This is a genomic window from Micromonospora sp. NPDC000316, assembly GCF_042898885.1.
Classification (GTDB): domain Bacteria; phylum Actinomycetota; class Actinomycetes; order Mycobacteriales; family Micromonosporaceae; genus Micromonospora.
Genome location: NZ_JBIAZG010000009.1, coordinates 74,266 through 86,792 on the forward strand (window position 1 = coordinate 74,266; position 12,527 = coordinate 86,792).

General features: G+C 74.2%; 13 protein-coding genes. 2 read left to right on the forward strand and 11 right to left on the reverse strand.

The window, feature by feature from the left end; translation table 11 throughout:
* Positions 1-7: 7 nt before the first annotated feature.
* Genes ACFY2Q_RS18915 through ACFY2Q_RS18925 form a run of 3 tightly spaced genes read right to left on the reverse strand, consistent with a single transcriptional unit; the run spans position 8 to position 2,373 of the window.
* A complete protein-coding gene (locus tag ACFY2Q_RS18915) occupies positions 8-613 on the reverse strand; it encodes a bifunctional 4-hydroxy-2-oxoglutarate aldolase/2-dehydro-3-deoxy-phosphogluconate aldolase (protein WP_387131759.1) in 606 nt (201 codons plus the stop codon).
* The gene (locus ACFY2Q_RS18920) at positions 610-1,353 is read right to left on the reverse strand and encodes an IclR family transcriptional regulator (protein ID WP_387131760.1); all 744 of its coding nucleotides are present in this window, start codon (positions 1,351-1,353) and stop codon (positions 610-612) included. Before ACFY2Q_RS18920 ends, ACFY2Q_RS18915 begins: the two co-directional genes overlap by 4 nt.
* Positions 1,354-1,356: 3 nt before the next feature.
* The gene (locus ACFY2Q_RS18925; protein ID WP_387131761.1) at positions 1,357-2,373 is read right to left on the reverse strand and encodes a sugar kinase; all 1,017 of its coding nucleotides are present in this window, start codon (positions 2,371-2,373) and stop codon (positions 1,357-1,359) included.
* 174 nt (positions 2,374-2,547) lie between these two features.
* On the opposite strand from ACFY2Q_RS18925, the gene ACFY2Q_RS18930 reads away from it, so the two are divergent.
* Complete coding sequence (locus tag ACFY2Q_RS18930; RefSeq protein ID WP_387131762.1) at positions 2,548-3,717, forward strand: low temperature requirement protein A; 1,170 nt, start codon at positions 2,548-2,550, stop codon at positions 3,715-3,717.
* Between the two features lie 9 nt (positions 3,718-3,726).
* On the opposite strand, the gene ACFY2Q_RS18935 is transcribed toward ACFY2Q_RS18930, so the two are convergent.
* Positions 3,727-4,299, reverse strand: coding sequence for a nucleosidase (locus ACFY2Q_RS18935; protein WP_387131763.1), 573 nt, complete (start codon positions 4,297-4,299; stop codon positions 3,727-3,729).
* Between the two features lie 149 nt (positions 4,300-4,448).
* On the opposite strand from ACFY2Q_RS18935, the gene ACFY2Q_RS18940 reads away from it, so the two are divergent.
* Complete coding sequence (locus tag ACFY2Q_RS18940; protein ID WP_387131765.1) at positions 4,449-4,880, forward strand: Rieske (2Fe-2S) protein; 432 nt, start codon at positions 4,449-4,451, stop codon at positions 4,878-4,880.
* 17 nt (positions 4,881-4,897) lie between these two features.
* Here the strand turns inward: ACFY2Q_RS18940 and ACFY2Q_RS18945 are convergent, their stop codons facing one another.
* From ACFY2Q_RS18945 to ACFY2Q_RS18975, 7 genes are all read right to left on the reverse strand, one after another.
* Positions 4,898-7,666, reverse strand: a complete 2,769-nt coding sequence (locus ACFY2Q_RS18945) for an Hsp70 family protein (protein ID WP_387131766.1) — start codon at positions 7,664-7,666, stop codon at positions 4,898-4,900.
* Positions 7,667-7,794: 128 nt separating this feature from the next.
* Positions 7,795-8,502 carry a RibD family protein gene (locus ACFY2Q_RS18950; protein ID WP_387131767.1) on the reverse strand — a complete coding sequence of 236 codons (708 nt, stop codon included), beginning with the start codon at positions 8,500-8,502 and terminating at the stop codon, positions 7,795-7,797.
* Positions 8,499-9,182, reverse strand: coding sequence for a GTP cyclohydrolase II (gene ribA / locus ACFY2Q_RS18955; protein WP_387131769.1), 684 nt, complete (start codon positions 9,180-9,182; stop codon positions 8,499-8,501). Before ribA ends, ACFY2Q_RS18950 begins: the two co-directional genes overlap by 4 nt.
* Before the next feature lie 58 nt (positions 9,183-9,240).
* Positions 9,241-10,179 (reverse strand): lysylphosphatidylglycerol synthase transmembrane domain-containing protein, encoded by a 939-nt coding sequence (locus ACFY2Q_RS18960; protein WP_387132084.1) that lies wholly within the window; start codon positions 10,177-10,179, stop codon positions 9,241-9,243.
* Positions 10,180-10,243: 64 nt separating this feature from the next.
* Positions 10,244-11,044 carry a class I SAM-dependent methyltransferase gene (locus ACFY2Q_RS18965; protein WP_387132086.1) on the reverse strand — a complete coding sequence of 267 codons (801 nt, stop codon included), beginning with the start codon at positions 11,042-11,044 and terminating at the stop codon, positions 10,244-10,246.
* An 11-nt stretch (positions 11,045-11,055) separates the two neighbouring features.
* The gene (locus tag ACFY2Q_RS18970; protein ID WP_387131770.1) at positions 11,056-12,129 is read right to left on the reverse strand and encodes a glycosyltransferase family 4 protein; all 1,074 of its coding nucleotides are present in this window, start codon (positions 12,127-12,129) and stop codon (positions 11,056-11,058) included.
* Positions 12,126-12,524 carry a 6-pyruvoyl tetrahydropterin synthase family protein gene (locus tag ACFY2Q_RS18975; protein ID WP_387131772.1) on the reverse strand — a complete coding sequence of 133 codons (399 nt, stop codon included), beginning with the start codon at positions 12,522-12,524 and terminating at the stop codon, positions 12,126-12,128. Before ACFY2Q_RS18975 ends, ACFY2Q_RS18970 begins: the two co-directional genes overlap by 4 nt.
* Positions 12,525-12,527: the final 3 nt, after the last annotated feature.

Genomic DNA, 12,527 nt, shown 5'->3' on the forward strand with positions numbered 1-12,527 from the left:
GGGGGTGTCAGTGCGGTCTTGCCAGCTTGGCTAGCTTGTCTAGCTGAGATTCGTCTGTTAGGGCTGAGCCTACGGCTGTTACCCGTACGCCTGCCTTCAGGAAGTCGGCGGCGTTGCCGGCGTCTAGGCCGCCGGTGGCGACGAAGCGCAACTGCGGCAGCGGGCCGGCCATGGCCTTGAACCAGGCCGGGCCGAGCGAGATGGCCGGGAACGCCTTGAGCCAGGTGAGACCGTGCCGCAACGCCTGCTGCGCCTCGGTCGGCGTGGCCACGCCGGGCAGGTGCGGCAGGCCACGCGCGGCGGCGGCGTCGGCGATCGCGAGGTCCAGGCCGGGCGCGACGGTGAACGCGGCACCCGCGTCGGCCGCCGCCGCGACCTGGTCGACGTCGAGCACGGTGCCGGCGCCGACGATCCGGCCCCGCTCCCGGCCGGCGTCGACGGCGGCCCGCAGCGCCGGCACCGCGTCGGGCGTGGCCACCGGGACCTCCACGACGTCGATGCCGAGATCCCAGGCGCGCTCGGCGAGCCGGACGGTCTCGGCCACCGGAAGGCCGCGCAGGATCGCCATCACCCGGGCACCGCCGAAGATGTGGTCGAAATCCGCAGTGGTCATTGTGCACTCCATCCGAGGTCACGGGAGATCTGCTGGGTGGTGGCCAGCAGCCGGGGCAGCAGGCGGCGCAGGTCGGCGAGGGTGGCGACCACAGTCGGCGCGGTCACCGACACCGCAGCGGTGACCGACCCGCCGGCCTGCCGCACGGGTGCCGCCACGCATGTGACAAGCGCCTCGAACTCGCCGTCGTCGGCGGCCCAGCCCTGCTTCGCGACTGTCGCCAGCTCCGCGCGCAGGGCCGCCGGGTCGCAGATGGTGGCAGGGGTGTACGCACGCAGCTCGGCCCCCTCGACCAGCCGGGTCAGCCGAGACTCCGGGCCGTACGCGAGCACCACCTTGCCCACCCCGCTCGCGTGCAGTGGCGCGGTGCGGCCGATCCGGGAGTACATCCGCACCTGACCACGGGCCTCGATCTTGTCCACGTAGACGAGGTCGTCGTCGACGAGCTGGGCCAGGTGGACGGTGTGCCCGCACTCGCGGCCGAGCGCCGCCAGGTGCGGGTGGGCCACCGCGCGCACGTCCAGGGAGTCCAGTGCCTGCTGGGCGAGATCGATCAACCGCAGCCCGATGGCCCAGCCGCCGTCGCTGCGCCGCGCGAACCCACCCGACTCCAGGGTCTGGAGCAGACGCAGCGCTGTGGACTTGTGCACGCCAAGGTCGGCGGCCACGGCACCGAGCTGGGCGGGCTCACGCGCCAGCAGTTCGAGCACCCGCATCGCCCGGTCGACGCCCTCGGACACGCCTCAGCCCTCCGTCCGCGCGCCGGTCAGGTCCGGCGGTGACCAGGGGCCGCCGAGCAGGCTGTCGAACCACTGCCACGGCGGCACCGGCGCGTTGTCGCCGCTGCTGCCCAGCGCCTGCGCGGCGACCAGGTGACCGAGGCGTAGCCGGCGGACCGGGTCGAGACCGCGCAGCACCCCGGCCAGGTAGCCGGCGGCGAACGCGTCCCCGGCGCCGACCGGCTCCACCACCGCCACGCGGGGCGCCGGGACGAAGACCGGCTCGGCGTCGCGGAACAGGGCCGTGGCGCCCACCGCGCCGTCCTTGACGACAACCGTCTGCGGCCCGGGCAGCAACCGGCGTACGGCCAGCGGGTCGCCGGTGCCCCACAGGGCGTCTGCCTCGTCCTGACCGACGAAGACGAGGTCACTGCGGTCGGCCAGGTCCCGCAGCACCGGCGCGGCCTGCTCGGCCGGCCAGAGCCGGGCCCGGTGGTTGACGTCGAAGCTGACAAGCGCGCCCGGAACCGGCCGGTCGGTGACCGCGTGGGTGACAAGCGCCCGGCACGAGTCGGAGAGCGCCGGGGTGATGCCGGACAGGTGCAGCACCGCCGCGCCGGTCAGCCGAGGATCGGCAAGCGCGTCGGCGTCCATTCGAGAGGCCGCCGAGCCGGCCCGGTAGTAGTGCACGGCGGTGGCCGTCGGGCCGGGGTCCTTGACGTACAGCCCGGTGGGGGCTGTCGGGTCCACTGTCACCAGGTCGACGTGGACGCCGGCGGCGGCGACGTGCCGCACGACGGCCCGGCCGAACGGGTCGTCGCCGACCCGGCTCACCCAGGCCGCGCCGTGCCCCAGCCGGGCCAGGTAGCCGGCCACGTTGGACTCCGCGCCGCCGACCGAGAGGGCGACCCGCTCGGCGTGCTCCAGCGGCTCGCCCGGCGGGGGGCAGAGCACGACCATGGTCTCCCCCACCGTGACCACCTCGACCGGCGGGGAGCCGGCCGGTACGGCCACGTCATCGGGTCGGGGCTCGGTCGGCATGGGGGCACACGTCCTCGCGGAGAGGGTCCGGGGTGCCGCCGAGCCTAGGCCCGTTGCGCTGCCTGAGCAACCGTTGCGCTGATCGCAACGGCCGGGCCTCCGGAATCACCGATCTTGAGACGGGCCGCACCGGTGCCGCCGATAATTTCCCAGGAGACCCGTGGGGAGGCCGGCATGACCACCGGAGACACCCCGGCGCTGGTACGCAACCAGGATGGCTCCACCCGGGCCACCCTGCTGGAACTGCTGTTCGACGTGGTCTTCGTGGCCGCGCTCGCGATCACCTCGAGCTTGATCGCCGAGCACGACTCCTGGCCTGGAATCACGTCGGTGGTGCTGATGCTGACGGCGATCTGGTGGACCTGGTCGGTCACCACCACCACTACCGAGTTCTACGACCCGCAGCAACGCCCCATCCAGGCCATCCTCATGGTGGCCATGATCGGGTCGGTGGGCATGGCGGCCGCCCTGCCCTACGAGTACGGGTTCATCTTCGCGCTGTCCTACGTCGGCACGCACGTGACGCGCGGCATCATCCTGATCACCGCGCTGTCGCGGCTGCGGCACATGCGGGCCCGGGCACGCGCCTTACGATTCCTGTTCTGGTTTCTGGTGTCCGGCGTCTTCTGGATCGGCGGGGCGCTCAGCGGCACGGCGAAATGGCAGCTCTGGACCCTGGCGATGGCCATCGACCTGGCCGCCGGCGCACTGCGGTACCCCACCCCCCGGCTGGGCCGCGTGCCTGTCGAGCAGTACAAGCGGACCACCGAACACCTCGGCGAGCGCTACCAGCAGTTCCTCATCCTGGCCCTCGGCGACATCATCCTGATGCCCGTCCTACAGGTCAGCCGGACCGGGTTCGATCGCCTCCGGGCCGGCGCCCTGCTCTGCGCGTTCGCCACCATGCTGCTGCTCTGGCAGATCTACGTCTTCCGGGCCGGGCAACTGCTGGAGGACAGCCTCAGCGAGCGCCGCCCCGGACGCGTCGCCCCATACACCCACCTGGTGACGTTGATCGGGGTGATCGGCACAGCGTCCGCCTTCCACGTGATCATCGAACACCCGGAGGGACGCACACCTGTGCGGTTGCTGATGCTGATCATCGGCGGGCCGTTGCTGTTCGTGCTCGGCCGCGTCGTGTTCGCGGTGATCGTGGCCCGCCACGTGCCGTGGTGGCGCGCGTCCTGGCAACTGCTACCCCTGCTGACGCTGCCGTGGGCCGGCGGCTGGCCACCTGTGCTTGTCAGCGTCGTCGTGATCCTCGCGCTTGTCGGCCACGTGGTGATCCCCCCTGGCCAGCGGGAAACCATGCCGGGTGTGGGAGTGCCGCGGATCGGCGACTGACCACGCCGGTCAGACGAGGTGTCGACCGGCCCAGTCGGCGAGGTCCCGGGCGCACGCGTCCACCGACTCCCGCCAGGTCCGGGCCGCGCCCTCCCCCGCCTCGTCGCTTACCTGCTTGACCAGCCGGCACGGCACACCCGCCTGCGCCGCCGCCCACGCGATCGCGTACCCCTCCATGTCGACCAGGTCGGCGCGCTGCGCCAACCGGTCCCGGGCGGCGTCGTCGGCCACGAACGTGTCGCCGGTGGCCAGCACCACCCCCTCGGCGGCCAATGCCAACGGCGCCCCGTAGGTCTCACCGGTGAGCGTGCGCAGCAGTGCCGTGTCCAGGTCGTGCTGGAGCACTGAGGCGACCTCGTGGATGCCCGCCAAGCCGGGACGCAGCGCACCGGCCGTACCCAGGTTGATCAGCAGGCTGGGGCGCGGCCCGGCGGCCAGCACCGCCGACACCGCGCTCGCGGCGTTCACCTTGCCCATGCCGGTGAGCAGCACCGGCAGCTCGGGCGGCAGGTAGCGGGCCTCCTCCCCGACGGCGAGCACCACAAGCGGACGATCGGCGCGGACCGTACCCCGAAGAATCACCGGAGCATCGTACGGGCCGCCGCTGAGAGCCGCTTCACGCCCAGCCAACGTCCAGCTTCGTCGCATCTCGCGTCCAGCCGGGTGGGGCAGGCTGGTCCGGCGAGCACGGGACCCCGGCGGTCCGGGCCGCGACGAAAGAGGTGACGACCGTGTACGACGGGCAGGAGTTTCTCCGTGACAAGCGCTGGTGCCTGAGCAGGCGGGCGCTGCTGACCGGGGCGGGCGCGATCGGCGCGGCCGGAGTGCTGAGCGCCTGTGGCACCGGCGACGACTCCCCGCCGCCGGCAGCCGCCGAGCCCGGCAGCGTGCTGGCCAGCACCGGTGACGTGCCGGTCGGCGGCGGCACGCTCGTCGGCGGGGTGCTTGTCGTGCAGCCGGAGGCCGGCACCTTCACCGCGTACGACGCGACATGCCCGCACCAGGGCGTGCGGGTCGGCGCTCCCCGCGACGGGGTGATCACCTGCCCGGCGCACAACTCGACATTCGCCGTCGGCGACGGTGCCCGCCTCGGTGGCCCCGCCACCCGAGGGCTCACCGAGATCCCCGTCCGGGTCGACGGGACGAGCATCGTCCGCGCCTGACCGTTCGCCCCGGCGCGTCAGTCCTCGGTGAAGCGGTACAGCACGAAGTCCTTGTCCGCGCCGCAGGCGATCACCCTGGTGTTCCAGGAACAGGACGCGCTGCGGACGTCCCGCAGCTCGCCCAACTCGTCGAACTCGCCCGACTCGGCCCACACGCCGGCCACGCTTCGGCTGTCCGCCATCGTGCTGGGCGCCTTGGCGAAGACCAGCAGGTTGCCCGCGTCCAGCCGGGCGGCCACGCCGGGACGGTCGCGCAGCGCCAGCGGTTTGCCGGCGGCGTCGAAGAGCGTGACCGTCGGCTTCGGGTACTCCCGCTGCGTCAGCACCTGCTCGCCAAGCGGCACCAGGCCGGTCGTGCCCGGCGCCGACCAGCGGACCGGGGTCTCGCCCTCGGCAGCCGCCACCACCTCGGTGCGCTCGGCGTCGCCGCTCTGCACCTGCACCAGGCAGGCCCGTCGCTCGCCGCAGGCCACCAGACTTTTCGGCCGGTGCTGGTCGTTCGTGGCCCGGTAGAGGACCACCGGGGCGGCGTCGGAGCCCAGGTCGTACGCCAGTAGCTGGAAGCCGCCCTCGTTGCCTGCGACGTAGAGCCGGTCGTCGTGCGCCACCACCAGGTCATCGAGGTCGGCGACGTTATCCCACTGGCGCACGACGTCGCCGGAGGACATGTCGAGCAGCCGCACCGAACGGTCCGCCCCGACCTGCACCAGTCGCTGTCCCTTGCCCGTCCATGGATCACGGGGCGTTCCGTCGAGGAACGCCGGCCCACCGTCGGCCTTGTCGCTGCCCACCGGCCGGACGGCTGTGCGACTGCCGCCGAACCGGTCGCTGGGGTTGGGCCTGGCCCACTTCTCGGTGCCGTCGCCGAGCCGCACGCCGACCAGCCGACTGGCGGCCCGATCCACAAGCACCGCCACGTCGTCGGCGAAGTAGACGTCGTCGTCGCCCCGAATCGACAGGTGCCAGCGCTGCGCGCCCGAGCGGCCGTCGAGGACGGCGAGCGCACGCGGTGTGCTGCTGCCCGAGGCGTTGGCGAGGACCGCGACCGCCCCCGGGACGGCGACCAGCCCCGTCCAACTGTCGGCGGTGACGCCTGTCGGCTGGCGCCACAGTTGGTCGCCGGTACGGGTGTCGACGGCGACCACCTCCAGCCGGTTGTCCGGCAGCGGGTACCCGAGGTAGGCCCGGTCGCCGAGCACCGCCGTCCACATACCGCGCGGCCGCTCCGCCCCGGCCTCGTGCCGCGCCAGCTCGCGCAGCGACCCGAACTCCAGATCCGGGTAGCGGTCCCGGGTCAGGTAGAGCGTCGCCGCGGTGGCGACCCCGGCCAGGGCGAGCACCGCGCCGAGCACCACCCAGCGGGCCCGCCGCCAGGACGTCGCGGCCGACGACGGGGGCGGCGGCGCGCCGCCCGATCCACCGACAAGCGTTCGGGGTACGCCCGCCGGCCCCGGCACGGTCGGCCCCGCCGGTCCCGGCACGGTCGGCCCCGCTGGCCAGCCCGGGCCGGGTTGCGACGGTACGGTCGGCGCGGTGGGCGCGGGTGACGACGGCACGGCCACCACGGGCGGGCCCACCGGCGACGGCGGCCCCGCAGGGGCGGCGGGCGGCGGAGGCGATCCCGCGTACGCCGGTGCGGGCAGCTGTCGACGCAGCGGTAGGTCCGTCAGCGCGCCCTCGGCAACCGGCAGCTCCGGCTGGTCGAGCACCGTCGGCGCCACCCCCAGCTCGGCGTGTAGCAGCCTGGCCACAAGCGGGATCCGCGACGAGCCGCCGACGAGGAACAGCCCGGCGAGCTGGTCGGGGCTGAGCCCGGCGGCACCGATCACCTCCCGTGCCCGGTCCACCGCGCGGCGCAGCAGCGGCGTGGCCACCCGCTCGACGTCCGCCCGGGTCAGCTGCACCGCCTCGGCCACCCCGGGCACCGCCACCGGGGCGACTGTGGACCGGGACAGCGTCTCCTTCGCGCCGCGGACCTCGTCCCACAGTCGGATCTGGTCGCGGCGCTGCTCCGGGCCCGACGGCTCGACCAACCGGGCCCACTGCCCGGCGTGCCGCTGGCCGAGCAGCTCACCGACCCGCCGCACAAGCGCCGCGTCGAGGTCCAGGCCACCCAGGTCGGGCAGGCCGCCGTCGGCGATCACGCTGAAGCCCGAGTCGCCCCACGGGTCGGCGCCCTCGTTGCGCAGGACCGCGACGTCGAGCGTCCCGCCGCCGAAGTCGAACACCGCGATCGCGCCGCCGACCGGCACCGGGCGGTGCAGCACCTGCGCGTAGTAGCGGGCGGCGGCCACCGGCTCGCGCAGCAACCGGGTGCCCGGCGGTGTCGGCCCGGCGAGCGTGTGCTCGGCGGCCTGCGGCCAACCGGCTTGCAGCAGCGCGTCGGCGAGCACCTGCCGCCGCGTCGCGTCCCAGGCCGCCGGGCAGGTGAGCACGGCCGGAGGCAGGAAGCCGACCGTGTTGACCGCGGCCCGACCGACCGCCACCAGCACCGCGGCGAGCAGGTCGGCCGGGAGGTACGAGCGGTCACCGAGCTGCACGGCCGGCTCGTCGACACGGCGCTTCGGGTTCGGCTCGAACCGGGCCGGGTCGGTCTGCGCCAGCCGTCGGGCGTCCCAGCCGGCGTGCAGGGTGCCGTCCGGGTCGGCGTACACGCCGGATGGGCTGACCGGCTGACCGTCCATCAGCAGTGGACGGGTCCGCCCGTCGGGCCAGCGCAACACCGCGACCGTGTTTGACGTACCGAGGTCGACGCCGAGGGCGAAACCCTCGTGCTGGCCTGCCATGTGCCCGATACCTCCGCCGCGACGAGGAAACCCAGCCCCGCATGGTACGCAGCCGACGCCGCTGTCCTGATCACACGGTGCGCAGCGGGGTTCGCCGCCGCAGGCTCGGGGTGCCTCCGGCTGACGGGTCAGCGGTCGGGAAACCGGTCGGAGAGGGCGTAGCGCAGCAGCACCACGTCGCCGATCTGGCGGGTCTCGGCAAGTCGGGCGCGGCGGCCCGGATGCCAGGGGAAGCGCCCCTCACCGACGAACCGGGGCGCCCGGCCGTCACCGACGAAGAACGGGGCGACCACCAGGTGCAACTCGTCAGCGAGACCGGCGGTGAGGAACTGGGCGTGCACCGTCCCGCCACCCTCCACCATCAGCCGACGCACACCCCGGCCCGCCAGATCGGCCAGGATCCACGCCGGGTCGACCGGCTCCCCCGCGTCCACCACTGTCGCCAGCCGACCGAGCCGTTCGGTGGCCTTGTCCACCGCGCCGGTGGCGCAGTAGACGAGCCGGGCCGGGTCGCCTGCGGTGAAGAACCGGGCGGTCGGGTCGAGGTCGCCCCGGGCGGTGAGCGTCACCTTCGTCGGCGAGGCGGGGCGGCCGCACGCCACCCGCTCGGCCCGGCGCGCCGCGGAGCGCACCAGCAGCCGGGGATCGTCGCGGCGGACCGTGGCGGCGCCGACAAGGATCGCGTCACAGGAGGCACGGACCGCGTCGACGCGGTCCAGGTCGTCCTCGTTGGACAGCAGCAGCCGCTTGTCGGAGGCGTCGTCGATGTACCCGTCGATGGAGGCGGCGCAGCTCAGCAGCACGTACGGCCGCGGCGGCGCCGGGAGGGCGCTCACCGGGAGACGGACCGGTCGGGGGACCGGCCTGCCCGCGCCTCCGCCGCCTCGGTCTCGGCCGCCTTCGCCGCCTTCGCCGCCAGGTAGTCGGCGTTGGCCGGGGAGAGGAAGATGCCGGTGGGGACGCGTTCGGTGACCGCGACGCCCAGCCGGGTCAGCTGCTCGGCCTTGTCGGGGTTGTTGCTGAGCAGCCGGATGCGCGGCACGCCGAGGGTGGCGAGCATCTGCGCGGCGGCGCTGTAGTCCCGTTCGTCCTCGCCCCGGCCGAGCGCGACGTTGGCCTGATAGGTGTCGAGCCCGGCGTCCTGGAGGGCGTACGCGTCGAGCTTGGCGTAGAGGCCGATGCCCCGGCCCTCCTGCCGCAGGTACAGCAGGAACCCGCCGGTGTCGGTGATCCGCTGCACCGCCTCGCGCAACTGCGGCCCGCAGTCGCAGCGTTGACTGCCGAACACGTCGCCGGTCAGGCATTCACTGTGCGGGCGGACCAGCGGCGGCTCACCACCGGCGGCGAGCCGGTCCAGCGCGCCGGCCCAGTCACCGAGGCCGAGGGCGAGGTGTTCTCGACCGTCCACCAGGCCCTTGAACGAGAACACGCGGACGGTCGTGGCGTAGCCGTCGGGAAACGCCAGAGGCACCGTGACCTGGGTCCGGATCGTGGCGACCGGGAGCGCTTCGGGCATGGGACTCCTTTGTCCGGCGTCACCGTCCCGCGGCGACGCGTACCGTCTCACCACCGTTTCAACCGCCGCCACCGGCGGCGGCTTCCCGAGCGGTGGTGGGTTTGCGGGCGCGGCGGGCAAGCAGCACGGCGGCGCCGGGCAGGCTGGCCACCAGAACCAGGGCACCGTAGACAGTGGCGGTGGCGATGCCCTCGGCGGCGGTGAGCCCGGCCGCGCCGAACGCCCAGGCGGCGACTCCCTCGCGTGGGCCGAAGCCTGCGACGTTGAGCGGCAGGCCCATGGCGAGCAGGGCGAGCAGGGTCAGCGGCAGCAGCCGCGACAGCGGGGCGTCCGATCCGGCGGTGCGTGCCGCGACCAGGAAGGTCGCCAGGTGACCGGCGACCATGACGGCGGAGGCGACAAGCACGCCGAACCAGGTCCGCCGGGACAACAGGCCGGACCGCACGTCCGCGACGGCCGTCCGCAGCCCTCGGGCCCACCGCGACCGGCCGGTCCGGGGCAGGGCACGCGCCAGCAGCACGACGACAAGTCCGCCCGCCAGCAGCAGCGCGGCGGCGACCGGCAGGTACGACCGCACCGGGGACGGGAACGCCGCGAGCACCACAAGCCCGACGCCCACCAGGACCACCTGGCCGGCGGCCCGCTCCCAGACCACAGCCCGGATGCCCCGGCTCACGTCACCGGCGTCGCGGCCGTGCCGCACCGCCCGGTGGACGTCGCCGAGCACGCCGCCGGGCAGCGTGGCGTTGAGGAACACCGCCCGGTAGCAGTGCGCGACAGCTGTCGCCAGCGGCAGCCGTACGCCGAGACCTCCGGCGACGAGACTCCACCGCCACGCCGCGCAGACAGTGGTGAGGACGCCGATCAGCAGCGCGGCGGTCAGCGCCGGCGCGTCGATCAGCCGCACCCCGGCAAGGAACGGACCGCTGCCCACCTGCCACAGCAGGACGGCGAGCAGACCCACCCCGCCGACCACTCGTGCCCAGGCCCACACCATCGGCGCCGGTCCTCCCTGAAGATCGTCCACTTGCCCTAGTGCACGTACCCAGGGTGCCGGTGGTTCATCCGCCCGCGAGGAGATCCCGGTGCTCGACAAGCACGGCGAGCCGCCCGGCCGTCGCGTCGGCCAGCCGGCGCTCGGCGTACGCCCGCGCCGGGCCGACCAGGTCGGGGCGCTGCTCGCAGGCCGCGCCCAGCCAGCCGCGGAACCACTCGGCGGCCAGGTCGGCCTGTTCCGGGCCGAGCCGCCACGGGCTGGGCCGCTCCCGCACGGCCACGCCCCGGCGGGTGAACGCGGCGGCGGTGGCCGCGACCGCGTCCGGGCCGAGCAGCCGACGGCCGTCGACGGTACGCCGCTGGTGCTCGTTGAACGCGTCCTGCACGACGGCGTCGAGCGGGTCACTCGGGGTGAACCGGACCCGCCCGGTCACCGAGACCGCGAACAGGGTCGGGCGGCCGACGCAGGCGCCCACCACCCGTTCGATCTCCTCGGCGGTCAGCATGTCCAGCAGCGCGGACGCGGTGACCAGCGCGCCGTCGGCCAGGTCGGCGGCGGTCAGCCGGGTGAGGTCACCACATCGGGTGTCCACGGTGACCTGAGCGCCGTCGGCGGCGGCCACCCCGGCCATGCCGTCGGCGGCTCGGGCCAGCAGGTCCGGGTCGCGGTCGTGCAGCACCCAGTGCTGCGGGCCGGGCAGCCGTGCCGCCAGCCAGCGACTCATCGAGCCGGTGCCGCTGCCCAGGTCGTGGATCAGCGTCGGGGCGTCGCCGGTCAGTCGGGGTCGGACGGCGTTGACCAGGTCCTCGGCGCGGGCAGAGGCGTCGGCCGGCTCACGCAGCCGCAGCCAGTCGGCGAACGGCATGGTCTCGACGGTCAACGTGCCACCTCCCGCAGTACGGCGGCCAGTGACGCGATGGTCACCGACCAGTCGGCCAGTGTGTCGCGGCGGGCGAGGGCCGCACTCCGCAACCGGGCCCGCAACGCGTCGTCGCCCAGCCACCAGCTGAGCGCGCCGGCCAGGGGGGCCGGATCGTCCGACGGGACCAGTAGCCCTGGCAGCTCACCCGAGGGCGTACGGCCGAGCGCCTCCGGCAACCCGCCCACCCGGGTGCCCAGCACCGGCAGGCCGCGGGCCAGCGCCTCGGTGACGACCATGCCGTACGTCTCGCCGCGTGACGGCAGCACGAGCAGGTCGGCCGCGGCGTACTCGGCGTCCAGCGCCTCGCCTGTCAACGGGCCGGCGAACCGTACCCGATCACTCAGGCCGGCACCGGCGAGCCGCTCCTGCAGCAGGCGCACAAGCTCGGGCTCCCGGGTGAGCGTGCCGGCGCAGACGAGTGTCCACGACGGGTCGGCGAGGACAGTCAGGGCGTCGACCAGCACGTCGTGCCCCTTGTGGTGGGTGACCGCCGCGACGCAGAGCAGCCGGTCGCCGCGGGCGGAGCCACGGCTGACCGGTGCGGGGGTCACCCCAGGCGGCACGACGTGGACCCGGCGGGCGGTGACCGGGTGACGGGCCAGCAGCCGACGGCGGGTCCACTCGCTTGTGGTCACTACGGCACGGGCGGTGGCCAGCGCGCGGCCCTCGGCCTCGTCCTCGAGCGGCATGTGCACCAGGACGACCAGGCGCAGCCGCTCGGCGTGCGGGGTGAGCAGGTCCGGCACCGTCGAGGCGATCAGACCGTCGAGCAGCACCACGGCGTCGTCCGGCAGGGCGGTGAGCAGCCGGGCCAGCGCCGTCCAGGCTGCCGCGTCGGGGTGCGGCCACGCGCCCGGCACCGAATGCTCGCGCACCGGCCAGCCCTGCTCCCCGAGGCCCGCGCAGACGCGCCTGTCGTAGGTGTTGCCGCCGCTGGGCGTGCCCGGGTCGTCGATGTCGCCGGGCAGGACCACGTGTAGCACGGGGACGGCGGGCCGGTCGTGCGACGCCTGGCCGGCACCCGTCACAGCGACCGTTCGTAGCTGGCCCACGCGACATGTGACTCGTGCAGGGTGACGGTGATGCCGGCCAGCTCGCGTGCTCCGTCGCCCAGCGCGCCGGAGTGCACCCGCTCGGCCAGCCGGTCGGCGACCGTACGCGCCAGCACCTCCGTCGTGGTGTTCACCCCGGCGAACGCCGGCTCGTCGTCGAGGTTGCGGTAGGACAGCTCACCGACCACCACCCGCAACTGCTCGGTGGCCAGGCCGATGTCCACCACGATGCCGTCGGCGTCCAGGTCGGGCCGGCGGAACGTCGCGTCCACCACGAACGTCGCGCCGTGCAGGCGCTGGGCCGGGCCGAACACCTCGCCTCGGAAACTGTGGGCGATCATCATGTGATCTCGAACGGTCACGCTGAACACGTG

Excerpts from the sequence above, each read along its gene's own strand:
- ACFY2Q_RS18930 (WP_387131762.1), top strand. The coding sequence starts at position 2,548 with ATGACCACCGGAGACACCCCGGCGCTGGTACGCAACCAGGATGGCTCC.
- ACFY2Q_RS18925 (WP_387131761.1), bottom strand. The coding sequence starts at position 2,373 with ATGCCGACCGAGCCCCGACCCGATGACGTGGCCGTACCGGCCGGCTCC.
- ribA (WP_387131769.1), bottom strand. The coding sequence starts at position 9,182 with ATGCCCGAAGCGCTCCCGGTCGCCACGATCCGGACCCAGGTCACGGTG.
- ACFY2Q_RS18965 (WP_387132086.1), bottom strand. The coding sequence starts at position 11,044 with ATGCCGTTCGCCGACTGGCTGCGGCTGCGTGAGCCGGCCGACGCCTCT.
- ACFY2Q_RS18915 (WP_387131759.1), bottom strand. The coding sequence starts at position 613 with ATGACCACTGCGGATTTCGACCACATCTTCGGCGGTGCCCGGGTGATG.
- ACFY2Q_RS18960 (WP_387132084.1), bottom strand. The coding sequence starts at position 10,179 with ATGGTGTGGGCCTGGGCACGAGTGGTCGGCGGGGTGGGTCTGCTCGCC.
- ACFY2Q_RS18945 (WP_387131766.1), bottom strand. The coding sequence starts at position 7,666 with ATGGCAGGCCAGCACGAGGGTTTCGCCCTCGGCGTCGACCTCGGTACG.